This window comes from Nonomuraea sp. NPDC049141, from assembly GCF_040648415.1.
Taxonomy (GTDB): Bacteria; Actinomycetota; Actinomycetes; order Streptosporangiales; family Streptosporangiaceae; genus Nonomuraea.
The window spans coordinates 87206-113284 of sequence record NZ_JBEZDR010000013.1; the positions used below are offsets into that span (position 1 = coordinate 87206).

20 protein-coding genes are annotated in these 26079 nt (G+C 71.8%); 12 read left to right on the plus strand and 8 right to left on the minus strand.

Features of this window, described 5'->3' with window-relative positions; genetic code table 11:
- The first annotated feature begins 8 nt into the window (after positions 1–8).
- The 3 genes from AB0B91_RS35670 to AB0B91_RS35680 are packed head-to-tail and all read left to right on the plus strand — an operon-like array spanning position 9 to position 3614.
- Entirely contained in the window at positions 9–287 is a 279-nt protein-coding gene (locus AB0B91_RS35670; protein WP_358329142.1) for a sarcosine oxidase subunit delta, read from the plus strand.
- Complete coding sequence (locus AB0B91_RS35675; protein WP_358329145.1) at positions 284–3046, plus strand: 2Fe-2S iron-sulfur cluster-binding protein; 2763 nt, start codon at positions 284–286, stop codon at positions 3044–3046. Before AB0B91_RS35670 ends, AB0B91_RS35675 begins: the two co-directional genes overlap by 4 nt.
- Positions 3039–3614: a sarcosine oxidase subunit gamma family protein gene (locus AB0B91_RS35680; RefSeq protein WP_358329148.1), complete on the plus strand. Its 576-nt coding sequence runs from the start codon at positions 3039–3041 to the stop codon at positions 3612–3614. Before AB0B91_RS35675 ends, AB0B91_RS35680 begins: the two co-directional genes overlap by 8 nt.
- 133 nt (positions 3615–3747) lie before the next feature.
- On the opposite strand, the gene AB0B91_RS35685 is transcribed toward AB0B91_RS35680, so the two are convergent.
- On the minus strand, positions 3748–4320 hold the full coding sequence (locus tag AB0B91_RS35685; protein ID WP_358329150.1) for a hypothetical protein: 573 nt from the start codon (positions 4318–4320) through the stop codon (positions 3748–3750).
- Positions 4321–4400: 80 nt separating this feature from the next.
- Positions 4401–5930, minus strand: a complete 1530-nt coding sequence (locus AB0B91_RS35690) for a hypothetical protein (RefSeq protein WP_358329153.1) — start codon at positions 5928–5930, stop codon at positions 4401–4403.
- Between the two features lie 151 nt (positions 5931–6081).
- On the opposite strand from AB0B91_RS35690, the gene AB0B91_RS35695 reads away from it, so the two are divergent.
- On the plus strand, positions 6082–6744 hold the full coding sequence (locus AB0B91_RS35695) for a response regulator transcription factor (protein ID WP_358329155.1): 663 nt from the start codon (positions 6082–6084) through the stop codon (positions 6742–6744).
- A gap of 60 nt (positions 6745–6804) precedes the next feature.
- Here AB0B91_RS35695 and AB0B91_RS35700 read toward each other — a convergent pair whose 3' ends face one another.
- From AB0B91_RS35700 to AB0B91_RS35710, 3 genes are read right to left on the minus strand one after another with little or no spacing between them, the layout of a single operon-like run.
- Positions 6805–7581, minus strand: coding sequence for an ABC transporter permease subunit (locus AB0B91_RS35700; protein ID WP_358329158.1), 777 nt, complete (start codon positions 7579–7581; stop codon positions 6805–6807).
- Positions 7578–9095, minus strand: a complete 1518-nt coding sequence (locus AB0B91_RS35705; RefSeq protein WP_358329162.1) for an ABC transporter permease subunit — start codon at positions 9093–9095, stop codon at positions 7578–7580. The genes AB0B91_RS35700 and AB0B91_RS35705 overlap by 4 nt, the downstream gene beginning before the upstream one ends.
- Positions 9092–10027: an ATP-binding cassette domain-containing protein gene (locus tag AB0B91_RS35710; RefSeq protein ID WP_358329165.1), complete on the minus strand. Its 936-nt coding sequence runs from the start codon at positions 10025–10027 to the stop codon at positions 9092–9094. Before AB0B91_RS35710 ends, AB0B91_RS35705 begins: the two co-directional genes overlap by 4 nt.
- Before the next feature lie 212 nt (positions 10028–10239).
- Here AB0B91_RS35710 and AB0B91_RS35715 point away from each other — a divergent pair, with 212 nt between their 5' ends.
- The gene (locus AB0B91_RS35715) at positions 10240–11352 is read left to right on the plus strand and encodes a HAMP domain-containing sensor histidine kinase (RefSeq protein ID WP_358329168.1); all 1113 of its coding nucleotides are present in this window, start codon (positions 10240–10242) and stop codon (positions 11350–11352) included.
- A gap of 83 nt (positions 11353–11435) precedes the next feature.
- Positions 11436–11852, plus strand: a complete 417-nt coding sequence (locus tag AB0B91_RS35720) for a hypothetical protein (protein ID WP_358329171.1) — start codon at positions 11436–11438, stop codon at positions 11850–11852.
- A gap of 71 nt (positions 11853–11923) precedes the next feature.
- Here the strand turns inward: AB0B91_RS35720 and AB0B91_RS35725 are convergent, their stop codons facing one another.
- Positions 11924–13216, minus strand: coding sequence for an amidohydrolase family protein (locus tag AB0B91_RS35725; RefSeq protein ID WP_358329174.1), 1293 nt, complete (start codon positions 13214–13216; stop codon positions 11924–11926).
- A 151-nt stretch (positions 13217–13367) separates the two neighbouring features.
- Here AB0B91_RS35725 and AB0B91_RS35730 point away from each other — a divergent pair, with 151 nt between their 5' ends.
- Positions 13368–13874 (plus strand): MarR family winged helix-turn-helix transcriptional regulator, encoded by a 507-nt coding sequence (locus AB0B91_RS35730; RefSeq protein WP_358329177.1) that lies wholly within the window; start codon positions 13368–13370, stop codon positions 13872–13874.
- A gap of 45 nt (positions 13875–13919) precedes the next feature.
- Here the strand turns inward: AB0B91_RS35730 and AB0B91_RS35735 are convergent, their stop codons facing one another.
- Entirely contained in the window at positions 13920–14402 is a 483-nt protein-coding gene (locus tag AB0B91_RS35735) for a hypothetical protein (RefSeq protein ID WP_358329180.1), read from the minus strand.
- 173 nt (positions 14403–14575) lie between these two features.
- On the opposite strand from AB0B91_RS35735, the gene AB0B91_RS35740 reads away from it, so the two are divergent.
- The 3 genes from AB0B91_RS35740 to AB0B91_RS35750 all read left to right on the plus strand — a co-directional run bounded on the left by AB0B91_RS35740 (position 14576) and on the right by AB0B91_RS35750 (position 20660).
- On the plus strand, positions 14576–17737 hold the full coding sequence (locus tag AB0B91_RS35740; RefSeq protein ID WP_358329183.1) for a BTAD domain-containing putative transcriptional regulator: 3162 nt from the start codon (positions 14576–14578) through the stop codon (positions 17735–17737).
- Positions 17738–18303: 566 nt separating this feature from the next.
- Positions 18304–19032 (plus strand): nucleotidyltransferase domain-containing protein, encoded by a 729-nt coding sequence (locus AB0B91_RS35745; RefSeq protein WP_358329186.1) that lies wholly within the window; start codon positions 18304–18306, stop codon positions 19030–19032.
- Positions 19033–19160: 128 nt separating this feature from the next.
- Positions 19161–20660 (plus strand): carboxylesterase family protein, encoded by a 1500-nt coding sequence (locus AB0B91_RS35750; protein ID WP_358329190.1) that lies wholly within the window; start codon positions 19161–19163, stop codon positions 20658–20660.
- Positions 20661–20690: 30 nt separating this feature from the next.
- Here AB0B91_RS35750 and AB0B91_RS35755 read toward each other — a convergent pair whose 3' ends face one another.
- Complete coding sequence (locus tag AB0B91_RS35755) at positions 20691–21329, minus strand: TetR/AcrR family transcriptional regulator (protein WP_358329193.1); 639 nt, start codon at positions 21327–21329, stop codon at positions 20691–20693.
- An 86-nt stretch (positions 21330–21415) separates the two neighbouring features.
- Between AB0B91_RS35755 and AB0B91_RS35760 the strand changes: the two genes are divergently transcribed.
- Both AB0B91_RS35760 and AB0B91_RS35765 read left to right on the plus strand, forming a co-directional pair.
- A complete protein-coding gene (locus AB0B91_RS35760; protein WP_358329196.1) occupies positions 21416–22303 on the plus strand; it encodes an NAD(P)H-binding protein in 888 nt (295 codons plus the stop codon).
- A 65-nt stretch (positions 22304–22368) separates the two neighbouring features.
- Positions 22369–26079 (plus strand): AAA family ATPase, encoded by a 3711-nt coding sequence (locus tag AB0B91_RS35765; RefSeq protein ID WP_358329199.1) that lies wholly within the window; start codon positions 22369–22371, stop codon positions 26077–26079.

The following is a 26079-nucleotide window of genomic DNA, read 5'->3' on the forward strand; positions in this document are numbered from 1 at the left end:
GACGTCACATGCTGCTGATCCCATGCCCCTGGTGCGGCCCACGCGAGGAGGCCGAGTTCCACTACGGCGGGCAGGCACACGTCGCCTACCCGGAGAACCCGGCCGCGCTCTCCGATGAGGAGTGGGCCCGCTACCTGTTCTTCCGCGACAACCCCAAGGGCGTCTTCGCCGAGCGCTGGAGCCACTCCGCGGGCTGCCGCCGGTGGTTCAACGCCCTGCGCGACACCGCGACCAACGAGATCCACGCCGTCTACCGTGCGGGCGAGCCACGGCCGGTGACCTCATGAGGCGGGAGAGCGGCGGCCGGATCGACCGCTCCCGCGTCCTGCGCTTCCGGTTCGACGGGCAGGTGTACACCGGCCACCCCGGTGACACCCTCGCCTCCGCACTGCTGGCCAACGGCGTACGCCAGGTCGCCACCAGTGTCAGGCTGGGCCGCCCGCGCGGGATCTTCGCCGCGGGCAGCGAGGAGCCCAACGCGGTCGTCCAGATCGTGGAGCCGTTCCCCGAGCCGATGCTGCCCGCCACCACGGTCGAGCTGTACGACGGCCTGGTCGCGAACAGCCTCGCCGGCCAGGGCCGGCTGGCGACCGAGCCCGACCCGGCCCGGTACGACGCCGTCCACGCCCACTGCGACGTCCTGGTGGTCGGCGCCGGGCCGGCCGGGCTGGCCGCCGCCCGCGAGGCGGCGAGCACCGGCGCGCGGGTGATCCTCGCCGACGAGCAGCCCGAGCCGGGCGGCAGCCTGCTGGGCACCACCGACCTCGTGGACGGCGTGCCGGGCGCCGCGTGGGCCGCCGCGACGGCGGCGGCGCTGGAGGGGCTGCCCGAGGTGCGGGTGCTGCGGCGCACCACCGTCTTCGGCTACTACGACGACAACTACCTGGTCGCCGTCGAGCGGCGCACCAACCATCTCGGCGGGGCGGCGCCCGCCGCGGTGGCGCGCGAGCGGGTCTGGCGCATCAGGGCGCGACGGGTGGTCCTGGCCACCGGCGCGCACGAGCGGCCGATCGCCTTCGCCGGCAACGACCTGCCCGGCGTGATGCTGGCCGGCGCCGCTCGCACCTACGCCAACAGGTACGGCGTGCTGCCGGGCCGCCGCGCGGTGGTGTTCACCGCGAACGACAGCGCCTACGCCGCCGCCCTCGACCTCGCCGAGGCGGGTGTGGAGGTGGCGGCCATCATCGACGTCCGGCCCGCTCCCGGCGCGGGCTGGGCCGAACGGGCACGCGAGCGCGGCATCTCGCTGCTGCCCGGCCACGTGGTCACCGCGGCCCGTGGCGACGGCCAGGTCTCGTCGGTGCTGGTCGCCGAGGCGACGGACGCCGTTCCCACCGCTTCCGCGGCAGGAACGGACGCTGCTCCGACCGCTCCCGCGGCAGGGGAGCGGGCGCTCGACGCCGATCTGCTGCTCGTGTCGGGCGGCTGGAACCCGGTCGTCCACCTGTTCAGCCAGTCGGGCGGCACGCTCCGCTACGACGAGGCGCTCGGCACGCTGGTCCCCGACCGGTCCCGGCAGGCCGTCGACGTCGCCGGGGCGGCGGCGGGAGACCTGGAGACGGCGGGGGAGGCGTACTGGCTGGTCCCCGCGAGCGACTACTCGGCGCACTTCGTCGACCTGCAGCGGGACGTGACCGTCGCCGACATCCAGCGGGCGACCGGCGCCGGCCTGCGCTCCGTCGAGCACGTCAAGCGCTACACCACCGCCGCGACGGCCCACGACCAGGGCAAGACCTCCGGGCTGCTCACCTCGGCGGTCGTGGCCCACGCGCTGGGCGCCCCGGTGGCCGAGCTGGGCATCACCACGTTCCGCGCGCCGTACCTGCCCGTGAGCTTCGCGGCGCTGGCCGGCCGGGACCGCGGCCTGCTGCACGATCCCGTCAGAGTGACGGCGCTGCACGAGTGGCACGTCGCCCACGGCGCGCTCTTCGAGAACGTCGGCCAGTGGAAGCGGCCGTGGTACTACCCGCGTCCCGGCGAGGACATGGAGGCCGCCGTGCTGCGCGAGTGCCGGGCGGCCCGCGAGGGGGTGGCGGCGATGGACGCCTCCACCCTCGGCAAGATCGACGTGATCGGGCCCGACGCGGGGGAGTTCCTCGACCGGCTCTACACCAACCTGATGAGCTCGCTGAAGGCCGGCGCCATCCGCTACGGCGTCATGTGCCGCCCCGACGGGATGGTCTTCGACGACGGCACGGTCATCCGCCTCGCCGAGGACCACTTCCTCATCACCACCACGACGGGCAACGCGGCGACCGTCCTGGACTGGATGGAGGAGTGGCTGCAGACCGAGTGGCCGTGGCTGCGGGTGCACTGCACGTCGGTCACCGAGCAGTGGGCCACGGTCGCCCTCGTCGGGCCGGCGTCGCGTGAGGTACTCGCCGAGCTCGCGCCGGGGCTCGCGGTGGACGCGGCGGGCTTCCCGTTCATGACCTGGCGGGACGCGGACGTGGCCGGGATCCCGGCGCGGGTGTGCCGGATCAGTTTCTCCGGCGAGCTGGCCTTCGAGATCAACGTGACGTCCTGGGACGGCCTGCGCCTGTGGACGGCGATCATGGATACCGGTCGCGTGACCCCGTACGGGACCGAGACCATGCACGTGCTGCGAGCCGAGAAGGGCTACCCGATCGTGGGCCAGGACACCGACGGCACGGTAACCCCGCAGGACCTGGGCATGTCCTGGGTGGTGTCGAAGAAGAAACCCGACTTCATCGGCAAGCGATCGTTCGCGCGGGCCGACACCTCGCGGGCGGACCGCAAGCAACTCGTCGGTCTGCTTCCGGAGGACCCGGACTTCCTGCTGCCCGAAGGGGCGCACCTGGTCGCCACGGACTCGCTGCCGCAGCCGCCCGTGCCCACGCTCGGCCACGTCACCTCCAGTTATCGCAGCGCGGTCCTGGGCCGCACGTTCGCGCTGGCGCTGGTCAGCGGCGGGCAGGGCCGGCTCGGAGAGCGGCTGTACGCGCCTGTCGCGGGCACGTTCGTGCCGGTGACCGTCGCCTCTCACGTCCTGTACGACCCGGAAGGAGCGCGCCGTGATGGCTGAGCGCAGGAGCCCGGCCGCGGCCTTCGCCGGCCGGTTCGCCGCCGCGTCCGAAGGTGGAGGACTGCGGCTCGCGGAGCTGCCGTTCCTCACCCACGTCAACGTACGCGTCGACCCGGCGAGCCCGCCGGCCGAGGACCTCGGCGCCGTGCTGGGGGTGCCGCTGCCCGTCGAGCCGTGCACCGCCGTACAGACCGGCTCCGGGGTCGAGGACATTACGGTGGCCTGGCTCGGTCCGGACGAGTGGCTGGTGATCGGACCCGAGGGCTACCGGCACGAGCTGCTGCGCAAGGCGCTCGGCGACCGGCACGGGTCGATCGTGGACGTGTCGGCCCAGCGCACCACGCTGCTGGTGTCGGGCCCCCGCGCGCGCGACCTGCTGGCCCATGGCTGCGCGCTCGACCTGCACCCCAGCGTTTTCGGGCCGGGGAGCTGCGCGCAGACCATGCTGGCACGGGCCCAGGTCGTGCTCCTGGCCCGGCCCGATGGCTTCCTCGTACTCGTCCGCTCGTCCTTCGCGGCGTACCTGGCTGAGTGGCTCCTCGACGCGGCGACAGAACACCTCGGATGAGCCTCGGCATCGCTATGAGTGGTCATGCGACACCCCCAAATCCGCAAGGGAGGTGCTTCGTCGGCGTCTTGTCGTACGGCGCATCGACGAGCTGATCAAACCTCGCCCAGGACGCCCTTTGTCGCCCGCTTGGTCATTCCGGTTCGGGGAGATCGAACGGGGGGCCGAGCGGGGGGTCGGTGGCGAGGTTGAGTGCGGCGGTGAGGATGGTGAGGACCTGGCTCACGGCTTCGGGCGCGAACTCGTAGTCGCCACGCCGCCGTTGTTTGATCAGCCTGGCGCTCTGCAGCGCGCGCAGGTGGTGATAGAGCTGGCCACTCGTGGTCTGCTCGCCGTCTCCGCCGAGGGCTTCCTGGAGATCGGCTCGGGTGCATCGGCCCTGTCGGATGAGTGCGCCGAGCAGCGCCAGCCGCGGCTGGCTGCCGAGAGACTCCAGGATGTCGGCGACCCGCGCCCAGTCGGCCGACATCAACTCTGACAGGGGTAGTTCCCTGGCCCAGAACCTCTCACCGTCGGGCAGTCGTACGGCTCCGACGTAGCCGACCGTCCCGGATCCGTTGTCTTTCTCCGCCTGGCGGCGCATCTCATGAATCACACCCATGAGGGACGGCGACTCCGGTGAACGTCGCGGTGGGTCGGCGGTGTCGGCCAGCCCCTCCAGGCGGGCGATCCGGGCCTCGAGCTCGGCGAATCTTTCCTCACTCATCGCACTCTCCTACGCTTTTCCAGAATTACGATATAGCGTAGAAGACTGGCTTGGGGATGGCAACGCGGGCCTCCGCACTTTTAGGTGAGCGGAGCCTGACGTGAAGTCTTCCTGCGGTGTACGGCTATCGCCGCCCCAAGGGCGAGGGCGGCATATCCGCAGGTCACCGCCAAACCTGCCCAAGGCGGGAGCGGGTAGTAGCCCCCGAGCAGCGACTGGTCCACGTCCACATGCGCGAACGTGGGGATGCTCTGCGTGATCGCGAACCCGGCGGCAGGAGTGATCATCAGTAGCCATGGCACCAGACCCGCGGTCGCCAGCACGTACGGCACGACGACCAGCCCGATGGCCAGCCCGATGGCGATCACGGCCCGCTTGACCAGCGCGGCCAGGCCCAGAGCCAGCACGGCGGCGGCCGCGGTCAGCGCCGCGTAGCCGACGATCACCCGGAGCTCGGTCGCCAAGGTGATCGGCTGAACCGGGTTCTGATGGGCACGCAACATCGCCAGGCCGACAGGGATGACGACTCCCGAGGTCACCAGCCCCGCCACGAACGCGACCGCGCCGACCACCACGGCCTTGGCCGCCAGCAGCAGCGCCGGCTGCGGCTCGGCCGGCGGGCCGGTCCCGATCAGCCCGCGCCGGTGTTCCGCCGTGAAGAACAGGACCGCCACCACGAGCACCAGGACCAGCCCCAGGGCGCCGCCGATCAGCATGAGGTCAGCGCGCACGCCGCCCTCCACCGTGGCGGGCCCGATGTCACCGCCCCCGGTCACGATGAGCTTGTCGCCGGACTTGACGGCCCCGCCCGGGTGATGCGGGGTCTTGCCGTCGGACTCCATGGAGACACCGACGTCGTCGCGGCGCCACGAACCGTTCGCGCCCTGCAGCGTGATCCGGTCGAAGGTGGCGGTGGCCTGGGCGAAGGCTTTCGCCATCTCCCACAAGGCGCCCGGCGAGGCGGCGAACATCCCGATCTCGACCGACTCCGGCAGCCCGGTCAGCTTGACCGTGCTGACCTCGGTCCACGCCTTGCCGTCGTCTGACTCGTAGCCGGTGATGGTGTCGCCCGACCTGGTCAGCCGCAGCCACTGCGGGCCGTTGTGCGGACCGCCGGGCACGTCGTGGGTGAAGTTGTACTGCATCCGTACGCCGTGATCTCCGGTGAGCATGACGGCGGCGTACGGCGTGCCCTGCGTGAGGCTCTGCCTGATCAGGAGCCCGGCCTTCGCCCACGGCACCACTCCCTCCTTGACGTTACGCAACCCGGGTACGACGTCCGGCAGTCGCATCTGCCCGGTCATGTCCGACACCCGGGCGGTGATGCTGCCGTTCCCCTTGAGTGGCTGGTGCACGAAGTAGTACCTGTCGCTCACCGCCGTACCATCGGGTCCCACCAAGGGCGCGGGGCAGGCGCCCTCGCCCTTCCCCGTCACGCAGGTGGTGCGGGAGCCCCCGGCGATCAGCAGTCCGAGCGACACGGTGACCAGCACGGAGGCCGCCATGGTGAGCACCCAGCCGCGCGCGGAGCGGAACTTGGTCCACTCCGCGCGCAGCACCTGGAGGAAGCCGACCCGTTGGCTGGATCGGTACGGCGTGAATGAACTCATGCCGACGGTTGTACGCGGCCCCCGGTTCCAGCCGGGTCGCAGCGGCTGCGACCCGGCTGGAACCGGGGATCTGGCATCGTTGACCCATGGCACCTCGACCCGGCGGCCGGTCCGGCCGCCCCGCCCGCGCGACGACCGGCGGTGAGTGGCGGTGAGGGTCCTCGTCGTCGAGGACTTCGAGGTCCTCGCCCGCTCCATCGGCACCGGGCTGCGCCGCGAGGGCATGGCCGTCGACGTCGTCCTGGATGGCACCGCCGCCCTCGACCGCCTGGCCGTCACCCGCTACGACGTGGTGATCCTCGATCGCGACCTGCCCGGCGTGCATGGGGACGAGATCTGCCGGCGCCTGGCCCACGGCCGCTGCGAGACCCGCGTACTGATGCTCACCGCCTCCGGCACCATCGAGGATCGCGTCCACGGGCTCAGCCTCGGTGCCGACGACTACCTGCCCAAGCCGTTCGCGTTCGCCGAACTGGTCGCCCGCGTCCGTGCTCTGGCCCGCCGCGCCACCCCGCCGCTGCCGCCCACGCTGGCCTGCGGGGACATCACCCTCGATCCGGCCCGCCGCACCGCGTTCCGGGCCGGGCGGCGCCTTGAGCTGAGCCCCAGGGAATTCGCCCTGCTCGAATGCCTGCTCGCCGTACCCGGCCTGGTCATCTCCGCCGAAGAACTGCTGGAGCGCGTCTGGGACGAGGCCGCCGACCCCTTCAGCAGCGCCGTCAAGCACACCATGCACCGGTTGCGGGCCAAGCTCGGTGACCCGCCCGTGATCGAGACCATCCGCGAAGGCGGCTACCGCATCGGACCGTCCTGACCCCGTCATAGGTGCCCGGCTCAAGGCAGGGTGATCGCACACCCTGCCTTGACGGTGCCGTCAGGCGTCACGCAGCCGCAGCACCAGTGCTCCGGCCACCAGCGCGGCAGCGGCCCAGGCGGCGAGGATGCCGAGGCCCGCCCACGGGCTGACGGGCAGGCTGCGGAGATCGGTGGTGGCCTGGATGGCCAGCCCGGCGCTCATGGGCCCGATCCGCTGAAGCAGGCGCTGCCAGTGCGGATCGCCGATCGCCTGGGAGAGGATGGGGAACAGGTAGAGCAGGCCGAGGACAATCCCGATACTGGTCGCGGAGTCCCGTACGACTGTGGCGACGCCGAGGCTGAGCAGGGCGATCAGCGCCAGATAGAGGATCGATCCGACGGTCGCACGCAGCGTGGGCCCGTCGGTCAGGGTCAAGGCCGGGTAGCCGCGGTCAGCGGTGAAACCGTGGCCGGGCAGGATGAGCCGCCCCGCCAGCAGCGACCCGAGGACGGCGACGGTCCCGGCCGCGGCCACGACGCCGGTGAGGGTGACGGCTTTGGCCGCGAGGACGGTGCCCCGATGCGGCATCGCCGCCAGCGTGGTACGGATGAGACCCGAGCTGTACTCGCGGCTGATGACCAGCACGGCCAGGATGGCGACCAGCGCCTGGCCCAGCATGACGCCGGTGAGGCTGAGTCTGGTCGTGTCGTAGCCGCAGCCGGCGGCGCCGCAGGTCATCACCGAGGTCACCGCGACGCTCACGGCCACGGTCAGCGCGATGGTGCCGAGCAGCAGCCACAGGGAGCCGGCGACGGTCCGCAGCTTCGTCCACTCCGCGTGCAGGGCCGGCCTCATGCGTCCCTCCTGCGGAGAACGACGGCTGCCACGGCCAGGCTCACCACCGCGTAACCGGCCAGGACGGCGAACCCCGCCCACGGCGTCATCGGGTAATAGCCGTTGTACGGCGTATAGACGCTCGTGACCTGGCGATATGGCACCAGCGTCTGCTGGACGGCGAAGGCCGCGGCCGGTGTCACCCGGGCCAGCACGTTCGACACGCCCGCGGGCAGGAACGGGACCTGGGCGAACAGGATGTAGGGCAGCACGATGGCCGCGACCACGCTGGTGACCGCCCCGGCACCGCGCCGGAATATGGTGCCGACGGCGAGAGCCAGAATCGAGGCGGCCGCGAGCAGGGCCGCGGTCCCGAACGCGATCCGGAGCTGGGCCGAGAACGTCACCGGGAACAGGTACACGCCGTTGGCCCGCGCGAGCCTCTCGCCGAGTGGAATCGCGACGGCCGATCCCGCCAGCCCGGCGACGAAGGTGACGGCGCCCAGGACGATGGCCTTGGCCGCCAGCACCCGGCTCCGCCTCGGGCTGGCGGCCAGAGTGACGTGGATCATGCCTTCCCGGTATTCGGCGGTGATGAACCGCGTGCCCACGACGATCACCGTGATCAGCGCGGCGAACGTGCCGGTGAGGATTTCTCCGAGAGTGCCGCCGGTTGCCAGAGCCAGGCGTACGGCGGGTGCTATGTCGCCGGAGCCGGTCACCGTGAAGCGGCCGTCAGATCCCGGGAACGAACCCGAGGTGTTCCGCGGGTAGCCGGGGAAGCTGGGGGATTCGGGTCCCACCTGGTCGCCTGTCCAGTTTCCCCCGGCCCAGCGCCCCTGGCTACGAAGATCCCCGAAGACGGCCGTGGACACACTGGGGACCGTGCCCATGCCGTCCACGGAGGACGGAGACGCGACGAACAACCCGCCTTGCGCGGTCGGTCCGAGGCCCTTCACCTGCACGGTGCTCACCTTGGTCCAGTGCGTGCCGTCGGCGGAGGCATAGCCGGTGATCGCGTCCCCGGAGCGGTCCAGCCGCAGCCAGGAGACGGAGCCGGAAGGGCCGGCCGTGTCGTTGACGTAGTTGTGCTGCATCCGCACGCCGTGGGCGCCGGTGACCATGATCGCCGCGTACGGTGATCCCTGGCGGGTGTCCCCCTTGAGGATGAGCCCGGCCTTCGCCCACGGCACGCTGGCAGGCCGCAGGTTCGCCAGACCCGTGGCGATGCTGCTCCTGAGCGCGGAAACGGAGACGGTGATGCTGCCGTCTCCGGTCAGCGGCCGGTGCACGAAGGAGAAGCTGTCGGTAACCGGTCCGCCATCGGGTCCGACCGGGACGGCCGGCGAGCCGCGCTGATCGCTGCTGATCCCGGCGAGCAGGGCGACCAGCACCATCATCAGCGCCGCGGCCACCATACCGAGCACCCACGCCCGGACAGAGCGGAACTTGGTCCACTCCGCGTGCAGCACCTGGGGGAAGCCGTCGCGCCCGGCCCGCTGGGCCGATGGATGCCGCGTCATGGTGGGGGTCACCGCCGCACCCGCGCGGGCGTCGCGGCGCGGAACTCGACCGCCTCGCGGGTGAGCTCCAGATAGACGTCCTCCAACGTGGCGCGGTGCGCTGACACCTCGGAGAACGCGACCGCGCTCTCGCGCAGCAGCGTCACGACCCGATCCGAAGGCAGACCGGAGACGGTGACGGCGTCCAGGCCGGTGGCCGCCACGGTCGCGCCGGCCCGCGCGAGCACCCTCATCGCCTCCTGGCGGGCCGTGGTGCGCAGGACCACCCGGTTCCTGGACGCGGCCGCGAGCAGGTCGGCCACGCCGGCGTCGGCGATGACCTTGCCCCGCCCGACCAGGACGAGATGATCGGCCATGTCCTGCAACTCGCTCATCAGGTGGCTGGACACCAGCACGGCACGGCCCTGAGCGGCCAGTGACCGCAGGAACCCACGCATCCAGATGATGCCGTCGGGATCCATGCCGTTGAACGGCTCATCGAGCATGACGATCGGCGGGTCGCCCAGCAGGGCCGCGGCGATCCCGAGCCGTTGCCGCATGCCGAGCGAGTAGCCTCCGGCCTTGCGCCGGGCGGCCGAGGCCAGGCCGACCTGCTCGATCACCTGGTCCACCCGCCGCGCCGCCAGGCCCTGCGAATGCGCCAGCCAGAGCAGGTGGTTGCGGGCACTCCGGCTCGGGTGCAACGCCGCCGCGTCCAGCAGCGAACCGAGGTGGCTCAGCGGCTGCCGAAGGCTGCGGTACGGCCTCCCCTCGATCAGCGCGGTGCCCTCGTCCACCGCGTCCAGGCCCAGGATCACGCGCATCGTGGTCGACTTCCCGGCCCCGTTCGGCCCCACGAAGCCGGTCACCCGCCCCGGATGGACGGAAAAGGACATGCCGTCGAGGGCTTGGGTCGCCCCGTACCGCTTACGCAGCCCGGCGACGACAATCCCTGGGGCGCTCATCGGGGTGAGCAGTCGGTTCGGTGTGGTCTCATGCGGGACAGGTGTACATCGCTCCCGGTTCCAGCCCGGTCTCAGCTGCTGCGACCCGGTTGGAACCTGCGACCTGGCAATGTTGGGTGCGTGACGCGTCAAATCGGCGGCCCGTTCCGCCGCTCTCCTCGCCCGGGCCGCTCCATCGGCACCGGGTTGCGCCGCCACCGCATCGGACCGTCATGACTCCCAAGCAGCCGGCCAGAAGGTCCCTGCAGACGCGGCTCGCGCTCGCCTACGCGGCGGGCATCTACGCCGCCGGGGTCTTGGTGGTCCTCTTCGTCGCCGTCCCGCTCGCCAGCGTCCAGGCGACCACCCCCAAGGGCCACCCCTCATCGAGCGCGATCACCGAAACCGGGCCCGGGATCGGCCTGCCCCAACTCCTCGCCGGATCCGCCGTCGCCCTGGTCATTCTGATTCCCGTCGCCCTGGCTCTGGGCTGGTTCGTCGCCGGCCGGTTCCTGCGCCCGCTACGCGCCATCACCGCCACCGCCCAGATCATCTCCGCCGGAAACCTCCACCAGCGCCTCGGCCTCGGTGAGCCCGGCGACGAGCTGACCGAGCTCGGTCACATCCTCGACGACCTGTTCGCCCGCCTGCAGGCATCCTTCGACGCCCAACGACATTTCATCGCCAACGCCTCCCACGAGCTGCGCACCCCTCTGGCCGGCCTGCGTACCCTGCTCGAAGTCGCGCTCGCCGACCCCGATGCCGACGCCGACGCCCTGCGCGCGGCCTGCCAGGAGGCCCTCGCCCTGGGCGGACACCAGGAGCGGCTCGTCCAAGCACTGCTCGCCCTGGCCACCAGCGAGCGCGGCGTCACCCGCTGGGACGCCCTCGACCTCGCCCACGTCGTCGAAGGAGTGCTCGCCTCCCGCCGCGACCGGGCAACGGAAGCAGGCATCGACCTCACCGAACACCTGACGCCCGCCATGACGGCCGGGGACCCGAGACTGATCGAGAGTCTCGTCGCCAACCTCATCGACAACGCCGTCCGTCACAATCACCTAGGCGGGCACGTCCATGTCACTGTGCGGACCTCCGGCACCCAGGTGGCCCTTACGGTCACCAACAGCGGGCCGGTCATCCCCGACGACCAGATCCAGCGCCTCTTTCAACCCTTCCAGAAACTGGCGCCTGATCGTCACGGCCGCGACGGCTACGGTCTCGGCCTGGCCATCGTCAATGCCGTCACGCAAGCTCACCACGCCATTCTCACCACCAGCGCACGCCCCGAAGGCGGCCTGTCCATCACCGTGTGGTTCGCGCACGGATCTCATCCGCACCATCCCTGACGTCCGAGGACGACCGGTGGACAGATAGTCTTCGCGTAGATAGTCTTCGCATAGATTGTCTGCCGAGAGCGGGGGAGTCACTCATGTGGACGTACGAGCACAGCGTCGAGACCAATGCCATGCCCGAGGCGATCTGGCGTCTGTGGGCCGATGTCGAGAACTGGGGAGCCTGGAACGCCGACATCGAGAGCATCCAGATCAGCGGCACGTTCGCGGCGGGTGCTGAGATCGTGATGACTCCGGCCGGGGAGGACCCGGTGCACCTGCGCGTCGCCGAGGCGACGGTCGACGAGTTGTTCGTGGACGAGGCTCGTATCGACGGCCTGCTCCTGCGCACTGTCCACCGGCTGGACCGGGGCGAGCGACTCCGCACTCGGGTGGTGTACCGGATGGAGATCACGGGTGCCGCGGCCGATGAACTCGGGCCACAGATCGGCCCCGCGGTCACCGCCGACTGGCCTGCCACCATGGCCGCCCTCGTCGAGCGGGCGCGCGGCTGACCGCCCCCAGCCCGGTCTTCCTGCTCTGATGACGGCGGCCCTGATCGCTCCTGGCCAGTGTTTCGAGGCGCTCATCGTGTCGGCGGTGTCCATGATCCGTCGACCGCGATGCCGGCGGCCGCGGCGATCCGATCGCGGGACTCCAGCAGCCGGCCCCGCAACGCCGCCAGGTCCACGCCGAGCAGCCGACCGTGCCGCTTGACCGCTCTGCCGGCGACGAAGACGCTGTCCACCAGGCCGGGATGGCCGGAAGCGACGATCGTGCCGACGGGGTTGCCGACGGGGAAGACCGAGAGGTCCTCGGCGTCGAGCAGGATCAGGTCGGCGTCCTTGCCGATGGAGATGCTGCCGGTTCGGGAGTCGAGTCCGCACGCGCGGGCGCCGTCCACCGTGGCGAACTCGGCGACGTCGCGCGCTGTGAGGCCGCCGTCCAGGCCGCGCTGGGTGGCGAGCGCCGTGCGCATGGTGGTGAACATGTCGCCGCCGACGGACGGGCAGTTGTCGATGGACAGCGACGGGCGGATTCCGGCGGCCAGCATACGGCCGGTCTCGGGCCAGCCGAGGCCCATGTTCAGCTCGACGTCCGGGCTGATCGACACCGAGCAACCCGCATCGGCCATCATCGCCACCTGGTCGTCGGAGATGCCGTTGCCGTGCACGAAGGTCGTGCGGTCGTCGAGCAGCCCGCGGTCACGCATGTCGGCGATCGGGCGGCGACCACGAGGCCAGCCCGTAGCGCCGTGCACGTGCACGCTCACCCGCAGCCCGAGTTCCCGCGCCAGCGCGACGTCGGCGGCGGTGGTGTCCATCGTGGTCAGTTGCGGCCCGCGCAGGCCCAGCATCATGTCGCCGTCGGACAGCTGCGACCGTACGCGCGTGATCTCGGGTGCGATCGGGTCGTCGGTGAAGCCCGCGCAATAGCAGAACACCGAGCGGCCGGGTGCCGCGCGCAGTGCCTGGATCGCGGCGTCGGCGTTCTCCGGGCGGTGGGAGCAGTGGAACCAGTCGAGCATGGTCGTGACGCCCGAGCTGAGCGCCTCGATCCGGCCGAGCAGGTTGCCCAGGTAGACGTCTTCCGGCTGGTAGTGCGGCCGGATCGTGCCGTGCATGCCGACGCGGTACTGGTCGAACGTCCAGTCCGCGCCGATGCCGCGGAACGCGGTCTGCCAGGTGTGCCGGTGGGTGTCCACGAAACCGGGCATCACGATCTTGCCCGTGGCGTCCACGACCTCGGCGTCGGCCGCGTCGACGGTGGCGGCGACCGCGGCGATCAGGCCGTCCTCGATGAGCACGTCGCCCTGCGGGAGATCCCCGACGGCTGGGTCCATGCTGATCACCATGCCGCCACGTAACAGCGTCCTCATCGGGGGAGCACCTCCCCGAATGCCCGTTGTCCGGGGCGCGTACGGCCGGTGATGGTGCCGATGCGGAATGCCATGGCGTCCTTTCCCGAAGAGTTGACGCGTCAACTCTAAGGAAGCTGAGTTGACGCGTCAACTCGGTATGATTCCCGCCATGGCGGAAACCCATGCGCTGGAACCCGAGGAGTGGGAGTTCTGGGACACCTGGATGCGCGCGCAGCGCCTGCTCGCGCGGGAGCTCGACCGTGGTCTGCAGCGCGACTGCGGCATCTCGAAGGCTGAGTTCAGCGTGCTGGTGACGCTGTGGCAGGCGCTCGGTCGCGAGATGCGCGTCGGCGAGCTCTCCGAGTCGCTCGACTGGGAGAAGAGCCGTGTCTCGCACCTGCTGACGCGCATGGAGAACCGCGGCTTCGTGGAGCGGACCCAGAGCGGAGCCGACGGCCGCCGCACGGGGATCGGACTGACCGCCGATGGCCGCCGCGCCGCGCAGAACGCCATCCTCGTGCACGCCGGCAACGTCCGCCGTTACTTTCTCGACTCGCTCACGCCCGAGCAGGCCGCCGCTATCCGGACCTGGAGCGAGCAGCTGATCGACCACATCGAGCCTGACGGCGGCGAGGGTCCCGCTACGAGCCAGGGCGGCGTGGCTGGTCCAAGGTGAAGACCCCGCCTCGGGACCACGGCGGGGCCTTCACGTTCGGGCGGGTTACAGCCCGGTCATCTTGAACCTGAGGTTGTATTCGTAGTAGCTGTCATGGGTGCCGGAGACGATGCCTCCGACGATGGCGTACTGGCCGGTGGAGAGCCCGGAGCAGTCGGCGCCGTCCACGATGATCGTGCCGAGGTTGAAGCCGGACTTGACGATCGGCGGCTGGACCTCGCGCAGGTTGAAGGCCAACGACGAGGTACTGCTGACGTTGACGCTCGCGTAGTCGAAGTCCACCGGGTCGGCGTCGTCGCCGGCTTGCATGTTGACCCAGGAGGTGGGGAAGATCCTGGATCCGACCTCGAGCCTGAGCTCGTCCTTGCCGTCGACCTCGTCCACGGCGGACGCGTCGAGGTCGTAGAACGCGACCGAGCAGTTCGCGGCCAAGGCGGTCGCGCCGGCTGGCGGGGCCGCGGCCAGCACTGCAGGGACGGCCAGTCCCGCCGCCAGGGCGAGTGCGGGGATCAGCTTCTGAGAGCGCATACTGCTTCTCCTTTGGAGAGGATCGCGTCTCGCGGTTCTCGCGAAACGTGGCATCAGAGTGGGGCAGTCAGCGTGAGCACATCGTGAGAGCGCTGGTCAGTGGCGCAGGGCACGTTCCGTGCACGCCCTTTTTCACAGTCGCGCGGCGGGGACGCGCCTACCCTGCTGTGGCTATGGGAGACTCGCTGATCCTGCTGCTGCTCGGCCCGCCTGAGCTGGCCGTCGGGGGGCGGCCGGTGGGCATCCGCTCCGCCAAGACCCGCGCCCTGCTCTGCTATCTCGCCACCATGCCGGGCCCGCGCCCGCGCTCCGAGCTGGCCGCGCTGCTGTGGGGCGAGCGGCCGGACGCCAACGCCCGCGGCAGTCTGCGCCTGGCGCTGTCGGAGCTGCGCAAGGAGGTGGGCGGGTGGCTGGACATCACCCGCGACCACGTACGGTTCCGCCCCGGCGGCTGCTACGTGGACCACGGACGCCTGGCTGAGACGGCGACCGTGGCGGAGGCGCTGCGGTTGTGGCGGGGCGACTTCATGGACGGGGTGTGGTTCTGCGACGCCCCGGCCTTCGGCGGATGGCTGGAGTCGGAGCGCGGGCAAGCCCGGCTGCGGCTGCGCGAGCTGTTGCGCTCCGGCTCCGCGCCACCGGCCGATCTCGTACGGCTGGCGCGCCTGGTGGCCGGGCTGGACCCGTACGACGAGGAGGCGCACCGGCTGCTGATGGCGGGCCTGGCCGCGGCGGGCAACCGGGCGGCGGCCCTGGCCTGCTACGACGACCTGCGGCGGCGGCTGGCCGACGACCTGGGCGTCGAGCCCGCGCCGGAGACCGCGGCGGCCAGGCGGCGCCTGCTCATCCAGCGGACGGCCGTCCGGCGCGCGGCCCCGCCGGTGCCCGGCACGGAGCTGTTCGGCCGGGAGGAGGAGCTTGGGCGGGTGCGCACGCTGCTGGCCGCCGAACGCCTGGTCACCCTGCTGGGCCCGGGCGGCGTCGGCAAGACCCGCCTGGCCATCGCGGCCGCCTCGGGCTCGGCCCGTTTCGTCTCCTTCGCCGGGGTACGTCCGGAGGCGGCCGTCACCACGCTCGCCCGCCGCCTCGGTGTGGACCTCACGCCGCAGCGCCCCGCCCTGGACCTGCTCCTGGCGGCGCTGGCCCGGCAGGAGGACCTCCTGGTGCTGGACAACATCGAGCACCTGCCCGCCTTCGACGCGGTCATCGGGCGCATCCTGAGTACGGCCCCGGGCACGCGGGTCCTGGCGACGAGCAGGCGACGGCTCGACCTGCCCGGTCAGGTGACGTTCGAGGTGGCGGGCCTGCCGGGACCGGCGGCCGAGGCCCTGTTCGCGGCCAGGGCGACGCGGGCGCAACCGGCGTTCGACGCCGACCGGAACGCCGCCGCCGTGGCCGCGATCTGCGCCGCCACAGGCGGTCTGCCGCTGGCCATCGAGCTGGCGGCCGGGCTGCTGCGGGCCGTGCCGCCCGCCGAGCTGGGCCGCCGCCTCGGCGTGGACCCCGGCCTGCTGTCGGCCGCGGGACCGGCAGCCCGGTCGCGGCACGCCTGCATGCGTACGGTGTTCGAGACCTCCTGGCGGCTCCTCGACCCGGCCGGGCAGAAGACGCTGGCGGCGCTGGCGGTGTTCGGCGGCGGCTGCACGCTGCCCGCGGCGCTGGAGGTGGCCAGGACCGCGCCGCCCGTGCTGGTCCGCCTGATCGACCAGAGCATGATCGAGCTCACCCCGGCCGGGCGGTACGTCATCCACCCGCTCATCCAGCAGTTCGCCGCCGAGCGATTGTCGCCGGGCGAGCGGCGGGCGGTGCGGGAGCGGCACGCCGCGTACTTCTCGCGCCTGCTCGACCGGCGCGCCGCCGCCCTGCAGGATGCCTCGGACGCGGAGGTGACCCGCGTGCTGGGGGCCGAGATGGACAACATCCGGCTGGCCTGGGCGGTGTCCCGGGAGCCCGGGTTCCTGGACAACTACTGGGTGTTGTGCCTGCGGCTGCGGCTGTACGAGGAGTCGGGGGCCGTCGTGCGGTGGCATCTCGCCCGTACGCCCGAGGCTCCCCGCCTGCGGGCGCGGTGGTTGCGGATGGCGTGCGTGAGCGAGCATCAGCTTGCCCGGGAGCGGGAGGCGTACCGGCTGGTCCGGGCGGCGCTCGACACGGTCGGCAGGCCGCTGCCGGCCTCCCGGCCCGGCCTGGTCGCCGCCATCCTGACGGCCGCCGCGCGCCAGGTCCTCCATCGGGTCCTGCCGGTGCCCCGGTCCGAGCGGGACGCCGAGGTGGCGCAGGCGCTGACGTTCCTGGCGCGGCTGGCCTACCACCGGCAGGATGTGCCGACGATGCTGGCGGTCTCGTTGCGCCAGCTCAACGCCGCCGACCGCACCTCCGCCCCGGACCTGCGCGCGGAGGCGTACGCGAACTTCGCCACCATTGCCCGCGTCGCCGGCCGCCACCGCCTGGCCGGTCGCTACGGCGCGCTCGCCGACAGAGCCCTGACCGGCATCGCGCATCCCACGGAGCCCGCGAGCCGCGCCCGCCTGGCCCGGGGCCTGGACCAGCTCTCGGCCGGGGAGTTCGAGGCGGCCCGGGAGTCGTTCGCCGAGTGCCGGGCCAGGACGCTGGACCCGCGGGTGGCCGAGAACTGCGCGGGCATGCTCGCGGAGACGGCGCTCTGGCGGGGCGACTTCGAGCAGGCCGCGAACCTGTACGCCGCCACGGCGGAACAGGCGGCGAGCCGGGTCGGCGGCGACGACATCGGCCGCCACTGGTGCCTGACGGGCCAGGCCGAGGCCCTGCTGCGGATCGAGGGGACCAGCCCCGATCGTGTCGCCGGGGTGCTGGCGGCGGCCCGCGCCTCGACCGAGCGCCGCCGCGCCCACGAGCAGCGGCTCGGCCTGCGGGACGGCGCGGTCATGCCGGTGATCCAGGAGCTGCGCCTGCTCACGGCCTCGGCCCGGCTGATCGCGGACGGCCCGCGATCAGACGACTCGAGGATCGCGGACGGCCCGCGGGAGGCGCTGGCCCGGGCGCTGGATCTGGCCGCCCGCCTGCCGAAGGCCCAGCGCGGCATGCTGGAGTGCTGGTCGGGCCTGGCCGAGCTGCTCTGCCGCAGGTCCCCGGACCCCGCGACGGCCCGGAGGCTCCACCGGCACCTCGCCGAGTACCAGGCCCGCCATCCGGGAGCCGCCGCCCGCATCGGCTGGGCCCGCGCGCTCGTCCTGGCCGCGGCGGGCGAACGGCGGGCGGCGGCGAAGGCCGCCGGGCAGGCGGTACGGGCGGCCGAACGCCTGTCGGCACCGTACGACCTGCGCCGCGCCCAGGAGGTGGCCGCCCGGCTCGGTTGACCGTTTCACCGCCTCCCAAGCCGGGACTGACGGCCGGGTGGCCGGAAGGGTAGCGGCCGCGGAAAGTGTCCGGTCAATGTCCGGTTGATTGCCTGGTCCCGTGCTCCTTCTGAGCGCAGACTCTCGCTCGTAGATCGTCGGCGGGGCGGCGGGAAAGGGAATCCACTCATGCGCGGCAACACGTGGAGACTGTCACTCGCAGCGGTCCTGAGCTGCATGTTCCTGGTGCCGGTGGCGATCACGCAGACGGCGGCCCCGGCGGCCCGGGCTCGGCGTGGGCGCGAACGCCAACGTGTCGGTCAAGGGCTCCAATGCCAACGTCGCCAACCAAGGCGGCACGGGGACCTATGTCATGCCGCGGAGTCCAAGCCTGGGCGTGGGCAAGGTCGATATAGGCACAGAGTGGTACAAGGGTGACGGAAGCTCGGCCGGTTCGACCTCTGTCGGCGTAGGGCCATCGGTGGGCTTCGGATTCGGGCCGAATGTCGGCAGATCATGGGCGACTTCGGGTTACTGGTAGTTTTTCGCGCACCTGCTCGCCAGTGCTGCCCTCCGGAGGACACACTATGACCACCACCCCCGCGAACGTGTTACTCGCCGGCATCGTTGGCTCGACCGCGTACGGCCTGGCGGGGCCCGACAGCGACGTTGACCGGCTGGGCATCTACGCCGCCCTCACCTTCGACCTGGTCGGCCTGGCCCGCCCCAAGGAGAGCATCGTCTCCACCGGCCCGGACCGGACGCTGCACGAGGCCGGCAAGTGGTGCGCGCTCACCTTGGGCGGCAACCCGACCGTGATGGAGCTGCTGTGGCTGCCGGACGACCTGTACGAGACCCGCACCCCGCTCGGTGACCGGCTCATATCGATCAGGGACGCGTTCCTGTCGGCGCCGCGCGTCCGCGACGCCTACCTGGGTTACGCCACCCAGCAGTTCCGCCGCCTCGACCAGCGCGGCGACGGCTCGTTCTCGGCCGACACCCGTAAGCGCACCGCGAAGCATGCCCGCCATCTCGCCCGGCTCCTGTATCAGGGCCGCGAACTGTACGAGACCGGGCACCTGCCGATCCGGCTGCCTGACCCCGACGCCATCCGCGCGTTCGGTGAGCGGATCGCCGCCGGCGACACCGAGGAAGCGCGCACGCTACTGGCTGCCACGGAGGAGGCCTTCGACACCGCGCACACACCGCTGCCCGCCCAGCCCCACCATGCCGCGGTGGAGGAATGGCTGCGGCAGGTCCGCGTCACCTACTGGGAGCCACCCACGTCGGTGTTCGCGGCGATCGGCAGCGACTGAGACGACCACACCGCGGACACCGAGATCCTGCGCGTCCGCTCGATAACGAGGTGCGGCGGGCCCGCGGTTTGGGCGAGGATGGCCGCGCCCGGCTATGGGAGCCGGCACCCCCGGAAGAGGAGTGTGCCATGAGCGCCATCGGATCCGCGGGCCCGGAGGCCCGGGTGACCACGGGAAGGGTGCGCGGGCGGATGGAGGATGACGTGACCGTCTTCCGCGGCGTACCGTTCGCGCGCCCGCCGGTGGGCGACCTGCGGCTGGCCGCACCGGTGCCGGCCGAGCCGTGGGACGGGGTGCGCGAGGCCGGCGCGTTCGGTCCGCCGCCGCCGCAGTCCAGGTTGCTGGGCAGGTCCGGCGCGGACGGCGCGGACGGCGACTGGCTGACCGTCAATGTCTGGTCCCCCGACCTGGGCGCCGCCCGGCTACCGGTGATGGTGTGGATCCAGGGCGGGGGCTACATGTACGGGTGGTCCGGGGACCCGGTCTTCGACGGCCGCGTGCTCGCCCGGGACGGCGTCATCGTGGTCACCTTCAACTACCGGCTCTCCGCCGAGGGCTTCGGACACTTCCAGGGGGCACCGGCCAACCGCGGGTTACTGGACCAGGTGGCCGCCCTGCGCTGGGTGCACGACAACATCGCGGCTTTCGGCGGAGATCCGGACCGGGTCACCGTGTTCGGGGAATCCGCCGGAGCCGGGAGCATCGCGGCGCTGATGGTGATGCCCCAAGCCGCCGGTCTGTTCCGCAGGGCGATCGCGCAGAGCGTGCCAAGCCTGTTCTTCTCCGCTGAGCTGGCCGCCGACATCGCCGCCGCCGTAGCCGGTGAGCTGGGCGTGGCCCCGCTCGCCGGCGAGCTCGCCCGCCTGTCGCCGGAGCAGCTGATCGACGCCGGGGACGCGGTGGCGGACAAGATGGGCGACCGCTCGCAGTGGGGACTGGCCGCGTACATCCAGTCGCCGTTCGCGCCGGTCGTGGACGGCGAGGTGCTGCCCGCGGTGCCGTGGCGGTCACTGGCGGACGGGGCCGCGCGCGATGTGGAGCTGATCGTGGGGCACACCCGCGACGAGTATCGGCTGTTCATGGCCATCAAGGGCGACATCGGTCAGGTCACCGCCGAGCGGGCGGCCACCGCGCTGCGGGAGCTCGCCCCGGACGCGGCGGCCTACCGGGCCGCCTACCCCGGGGCCGACGAAGAGCGGCTGTACGAGCTGGTGCACTCCGACTGGGTGTTCCGGATGCCTTCCGTCCGGCTGGCCGAGACCCACCAACGGCACGGCCGGGCCCACCTGTACGAGCTGACCTGGCCGGCTCCCGGCATGGGCGGCGATGTGCTCGGTGCCTGCCACGGGCTCGGCCTGCCACTGACGTTCGGCAACCTGACCGCTGGAGCGGGAGGACTACTGCTGGGACAGGAGCCGCCACCAGCCGCGGCCGAGCTGTCGGCTCGGGTCCGCGCGGCCTGGATCGCCTTCGCCACGACCGGGGATCCGGGCTGGCCGGCGTACGAGCCGCAGAACAGGCATACCTGGGTCATCGACGCCGAGCCCGGCACAGCGGCGTATCCGGAGGAGGCCTCCCGTGCGTTGTGGGCCGGCCACACCTTCGCCCCCCTCACGTTGCGGGCGTGACCGTAGCGAGCTGGTGGCCACGCTCACCCGCTAACCTCCTGGCTGATCCCTCAGCTGGGCGGCGAACAATGGCTCCAGGGCGTTCAACATGAGCGTTCTGGAGCGCTCGGTTCCGCCGGCGACCCTGCCCGCCATCGCCAGTGACACGCAGCCGTGCAGGAACGCCCAGATCGTGTCGACCGCGCCAGGGGGATCGGCCAATTCGGTGCCCCGCGCTTCCGCGATGTCCTGCAACGCGCTGCGAAAGACCCGGAAGGCGTTCTTGGCTTCCCACGGCGTCTCGGCCGTGCCGAACGGCACCCCGTCCATGCCGTTCATCGCCTGGTAGAGCTCCGGCGAGGCGAACGCGAACGCCCAGTACGCCTCGGCCATCGCGACCAGCCGCCCCTCAGGGGAGCCCGCCGCGGCCAGGCGCAGGCGCTCGGCCAGCTCGGCGAAGCCGACCATCATCAGCTCGACGAACAGTTCCTCCTTGTTCGAGAAGTGCTGGTAGAGGATCGGCGCGCTGTATTCGAGCTTGCCGGCGATGCGGCGGATCGTGACCGCGTTCCAGCCCTCCTCGGAGGCGATGGTCCGGGCGGCCTCCAGCAGCCGGACCCGCATTTCCCGTCGCTCCCGCTCGCGCCGCTTCTGGCTGGCGCTCGGTTCGGGCTGGGCCTTCGTCGTCACGATGCGTCCTCCCATTGACGCCGTCATCCTATCGCCGGTCTAATGTCTAACATTGTTAGATCAATGAACATTGTTAGGAGAGAAACGTGATCGTTGTGTTCGGCGGGACAGGCAGGGTGGGCCGTCAGATCGTGGAGCAGCTCCGCCATGAGGGAAAGGCGGTGCGCGTCGTCACCCGCGATCCGACCTCGGCGCACGCTGTTCAGGGCGTGGAGGTCGTCGCGGGCGACCTCCACGACCAGCGCACGCTGGTGCGGGCCGCGTCCGGCGCGGAAGCGATCGTCTGCACCGTCCAGGGCGGCGACGGCAAGGGGAACAACGGCCCCAAGGGCATCGAGGGCGCGGGGATCCCGAGCCTCATCGGCGTCGCACGCGACACCGCGGTCCAGAACTTCGTGTACGTCTCGTCCGCAAGCGCCCGCGCCGACAGCCCCGTCGGGTTCTTCCGGCTCAAGTTCGAGGTCGAGCGCCTTCTGCGCACCAGCGGCCTGCCGTACTCGATCCTCCGGCCCACCCACCTGATGGACACCTGGGTGGAGCTGCTCGCCGGGTCGATCACCGAGAAGGGGAAGGCCACCGTATTCGGATCGGGCGCCAGCCCCGTCTCGTGGGTGGCCGGGAAGGACGTCGCCAGGGTCGCCGCCGCGCTCGCCGTCCGCCCCGGCGAAGGCTGGTCCGCCGACCTCGGCGGCCCCGAAGCGCTGTCGCTCACGAAGGTCAACGAACTCATCGCGACCTCGCTGGGCCTGCGGATCAACGGCGAGAACAAGATGCCGGTCGGGATGCTCCGGGCGATGAGCCCGCTGACCGGGCCGTTCAACGAGGTCCTCGCCCGGCGGATGCAGATGGGGGCACTGCTGGACACCCAGCCGCAGATCGTCGACTCCAGCGCGGTCTGGGCCCGGTTCGGCGAGCCGCTGTCCCTGTCCGCGTGGCTGAAGATCAATCGCCCGAGCGGCCGTGAAGGAGGCTGAGGCCGGCCCCCCCGCACCCATGAGCGACGTTGATCGGTGAGGCCGTGCGTGGTCAGAATGAGATCATGGGGAATGCGGGCGGCCTCCGTCGAGCGCTGGCCTGGGCGCGTGCGCGGGTAGGGGAAGCGCTTCGGCGGCGGGAGGCCCCTGGCACCCGGCGGGAGCCCCGGGAGTGGGATGGGGTGTGCCCGTACCAAGGGCTGGCGCCGTTCGAGAGCGACAGGAGCGAGCTGTTCTTCGGGCGCCGGCGGGCGATCCGCAACCTGCTGGAGCGGCTCGGGCCGAGGCTGACCGAGGACGGGTGCGTCCTGCTGGTGTCGGGTGCCTCAGGTGTGGGCAAGTCGTCGCTGTTACGGGCCGGTCTGATGCCCGCGCTGGGCGAGGGCATGTTGCCGGTGCCCGGCTCGGGGGAGTGGCCCCGGCTGCTGCTCACACCCACCGCCGACCCCTTGCGCGCGCTGGCCGAGGCGTGGGCGGAGACGTACGGCGGGCACGTCGAGACGGTGTACGAGACGCTCCGGGACGATCCGCGGGCGGCTCTCGCGGCGGCCGGCCGCTTCGTCCTGGTCGTCGATCAGTTCGAGGAACTGTTCACCCTGGTGACCGACGAGCAGGAGCGCCAGGCGTACGTACGGGCCCTGCAGGCCATGGCCGAAGGCGCGCCGCGCGCAGGGGTGATCATCGGGGTGCGCGCGGACTACTGGGACCGCTGCGCGGCCTACCCGCAGTTCGCCGGGGCCATCCAGGACGGCCAGGTCATCGTCGAGCCGATGACGGAGCCGGATCTGCGGCTGGCCATCACCGGCCCCGCCGCCGCGGTGGGCCTCGAGATCGAACCCGGCCTGGTGGAGATCATCCTGAGTGAGCTGCGCGCCGGCGATCGCCCCGACAGCGCGCAGGGGTATGTCGAAGGGTTCGAGGCCGCCTCCCTGCCGCTGCTGTCACAGGCCCTGCTCAACACCTGGGAGAGGCGCGAGAAGGGCCGGCTGACCGTCCGGGGTTATGAGGAGTCCGGCCGGGTCCGCGACTCCGTGCGGCGTACGGCCGACGAGGTCCTGGAGCGGCTGCCGGCCGAGGACCGCAAGGCCGCGCTCCGGATCTTCCGGCGGATGGCGCTGATCACCGCGGGCGGGCGGCTGGCGCGGCGCAGGGTGACGCTTTCCGAGATCCACGCCGCCGGGTCCGCGCACTCGGCGGAGCGGCGTGCCCAGGTCGAGGAACTGCTCTCGGCGTTCGCCGACCGGCGGCTGCTCACGCTGCACGAGGACGGCGCCGAGATCGCCCACGACGCCTTACTGACCGCCTGGCCCACGCTGCGGCAGTGGCTCGAACCCGACATGACCGCGCAGGCGGTGTACGACCAGCTCGTCGAGGACGCCACGCAATGGGCCGGGCACCACCGCGACCCCGCCTACCTCTACCGGGGTGCCCGGCTGCTGGCGGTCCAGGACAGCCGGCCCCGCTGGGACCGCGACCCCGACAGCTTCCCGCCGCCCGGCCTCACGGTGGAGCGCTTCGTCACGGCCTCGACAGGGGCGGCGCGGCGGGCGGGTCGCCGCCGTGCCTTCGTCATGGCCGGTCTCGCGGCGCTGTCGGTGCTCGCCCTGATCGCGGCCGGGGCCGCCGTCAACGCGGCCAGCAACGCCGACCGGCAGGCGGACAGGGCCGACCGGCAGCGACGGCTGGCGCTCTCGCGCGAGCTGGCCGCGAAGAGCGAGGTCGCCGACGACCCGGTGACGTCCGCGCTGCTGGCCGTGACGGCATGGCGGATCGACCGCACCCCCGACGCCCGCCACCGCATGCTGGACGCGGCGGCTCATGCGGACCGGGGGGTTTTCGCGGCGCAGCACGGCTCCGTCACCGAGCTGCTGTTCAACCGCGACGGCTCGATCATCGCGACCGGAGGCGACGACGGCGTCGTGCGGCTGTGGGACACGGTGTCGCACCGGCAGCTCGGCGCCCCGATCGTCCACAAGGAGAACTTGTGCGTCCTGGCCTTCCAGGCGGCCTTCAGCCCGGATGGGAAGGTCCTGGCCACGGCCTGCTTCACCGGCGTCCTGTTCTGGGACGTGTCCACGCGCCGGCCGCTGGGCGGCCCGCTGGACGCCAAGGACGGGGTGACGGCGATGACGTTCAGCCCGGACGGCAGGACCCTCGCGACCTCGACCCCCGAGGGCACCGTACGGTTGTGGGACGTGGCCACCCGCCGCCAGCTCGGAGCCGACATCGGACGCGCCGACCACGGGTCCGTCCGAAAGGCCGTCAAGGAGGTGGCCTTCAGCCCGGACGGGAAACGCCTGATCACCGCCGGGGCCGACGACACGGCGCGGATCTGGGATGTCGCCACCCACCGCCAGGTCGGCAAGGCGCTCACCGGGCACACCGGCGACATCAGCGGCATGTCCCTCAGCCCGGACGGATCCACGCTCGCGACGATCAGCGTGGACCGGACCCTCCGGCTGTGGGACCTCACCACCCACAAGCAGATCGGCGGCGCCCTGCGCGAACCCGGAGGCTTCCGCGGAATCGCCTTCAGCCCGGACGGGAAGAGGCTCGCCACCACCGGAGGAGACGGCTTGACCAGGCTGTGGGACACCTCCGGCCGCCAACCGGTGGGCCCGCCGCTGACGAGCAGGCGATCGAACGTCGAGAGAGTGGCCTTCAGCCCGGACGGGAGGACCCTCGCGGCCGCCGGCGGGGACGGCAAGGTGTGGTTATGGGACCCGAGGGTGGACCGCCAGATCGGCACCGGGATGCCCGCCACGTTGGAGGTCGTCTTCAGCCCGGACGGAAAGACCCTGGCCGCCTCCGACCCCGTGGTCGCCCTGGGCACCGGCGAGGCCGATCGCGGCGTCCGGTTCTACGACGTGGCCACCCAGCGCGAAGCGGGCCGTCGCCCGCGCCCCGAAGGCGACCCCGCGCCCGACGCCAACGCCGTCGTCCACTCGATCAGATTCAGCCGCGACGGGAGGACACTCAGCACGGCGAGCACCGACGGCACCGTCCGGCTGTGGGACACCGCGACCCACCGTCAGATCGGCAACGCCGCCCTTCTCGGTCCCAACGCGGAGCTGAGCCCCGACGGCGGGCTGCTCGCCACCTCGATACGTGGTGGTTCCATCGGATTCTGGGACGTCGTGGGCCACCGCGAGATCGGGCCCCGCATCACCGTTCCCGGCCACACCGACCTCGTTCACGCGATGGCGTTCAGCCCTGACGGCGCCACCCTCGCCCTGGCGGGCAACGACCGTACCGTGCGGCTTTTCGACGTGGCCACGCACCGCCAGATCGGCGCCCCCTTGCCCGCCGGCGTCACGAGCTTCCGCATCGCTCTGACATTCAGCCTCGACGGCAAGACCCTCGCCACCACGGCGGAGGACGGGACCGTACGACTGTGGGACGTGGCCGGTCAACGTGAGATCGGAGCCATCCTGACCGGTCACACCGACATCGTCGCCGCGATGGCGTTCAGCCCCGACGGCAGCACTCTTGTCACCGCCTCCGCGGATCACACCGTACGGCTCTGGGACGTGCCGACTCTTCGTCAGATCGGCCCTCCGCTGACCGGCCATACGAAGACCGTGGTCGGGGTCGCCTACAGCCCGGACGGGACCACGCTCGCCACGGTGAGCGCCGACAGGACCCTGCGGTTGTGGAACGTCGCCGCCCCCGCCGACGCCGCGGCCACGGTCTGCGCCAACGCGGGCCGTTCCTTCACCCGCGCCGAATGGCAGCGCTATGTGGCCGGGGAGGAATTCCGGCAGGTATGCCCATAG

Excerpts from the sequence above, each read along its gene's own strand:
- AB0B91_RS35680 (WP_358329148.1), top strand. The coding sequence starts at position 3,039 with ATGGCTGAGCGCAGGAGCCCGGCCGCGGCCTTCGCCGGCCGGTTCGCC.
- AB0B91_RS35765 (WP_358329199.1), top strand. The coding sequence starts at position 22,369 with ATGGGGAATGCGGGCGGCCTCCGTCGAGCGCTGGCCTGGGCGCGTGCG.
- AB0B91_RS35685 (WP_358329150.1), bottom strand. The coding sequence starts at position 4,320 with ATGAGTGAGGAAAGATTCGCCGAGCTCGAGGCCCGGATCGCCCGCCTG.
- AB0B91_RS35730 (WP_358329177.1), top strand. The coding sequence starts at position 13,368 with ATGGCGGAAACCCATGCGCTGGAACCCGAGGAGTGGGAGTTCTGGGAC.
- AB0B91_RS35735 (WP_358329180.1), bottom strand. The coding sequence starts at position 14,402 with ATGCGCTCTCAGAAGCTGATCCCCGCACTCGCCCTGGCGGCGGGACTG.
- AB0B91_RS35745 (WP_358329186.1), top strand. The coding sequence starts at position 18,304 with ATGACCACCACCCCCGCGAACGTGTTACTCGCCGGCATCGTTGGCTCG.
- AB0B91_RS35750 (WP_358329190.1), top strand. The coding sequence starts at position 19,161 with ATGAGCGCCATCGGATCCGCGGGCCCGGAGGCCCGGGTGACCACGGGA.
- AB0B91_RS35670 (WP_358329142.1), top strand. The coding sequence starts at position 9 with ATGCTGCTGATCCCATGCCCCTGGTGCGGCCCACGCGAGGAGGCCGAG.
- AB0B91_RS35715 (WP_358329168.1), top strand. The coding sequence starts at position 10,240 with ATGACTCCCAAGCAGCCGGCCAGAAGGTCCCTGCAGACGCGGCTCGCG.
- AB0B91_RS35720 (WP_358329171.1), top strand. The coding sequence starts at position 11,436 with ATGTGGACGTACGAGCACAGCGTCGAGACCAATGCCATGCCCGAGGCG.
- AB0B91_RS35690 (WP_358329153.1), bottom strand. The coding sequence starts at position 5,930 with ATGAGTTCATTCACGCCGTACCGATCCAGCCAACGGGTCGGCTTCCTC.
- AB0B91_RS35740 (WP_358329183.1), top strand. The coding sequence starts at position 14,576 with ATGGGAGACTCGCTGATCCTGCTGCTGCTCGGCCCGCCTGAGCTGGCC.
- AB0B91_RS35725 (WP_358329174.1), bottom strand. The coding sequence starts at position 13,216 with ATGAGGACGCTGTTACGTGGCGGCATGGTGATCAGCATGGACCCAGCC.
- AB0B91_RS35675 (WP_358329145.1), top strand. The coding sequence starts at position 284 with ATGAGGCGGGAGAGCGGCGGCCGGATCGACCGCTCCCGCGTCCTGCGC.
- AB0B91_RS35700 (WP_358329158.1), bottom strand. The coding sequence starts at position 7,581 with ATGAGGCCGGCCCTGCACGCGGAGTGGACGAAGCTGCGGACCGTCGCC.
- AB0B91_RS35710 (WP_358329165.1), bottom strand. The coding sequence starts at position 10,027 with ATGAGCGCCCCAGGGATTGTCGTCGCCGGGCTGCGTAAGCGGTACGGG.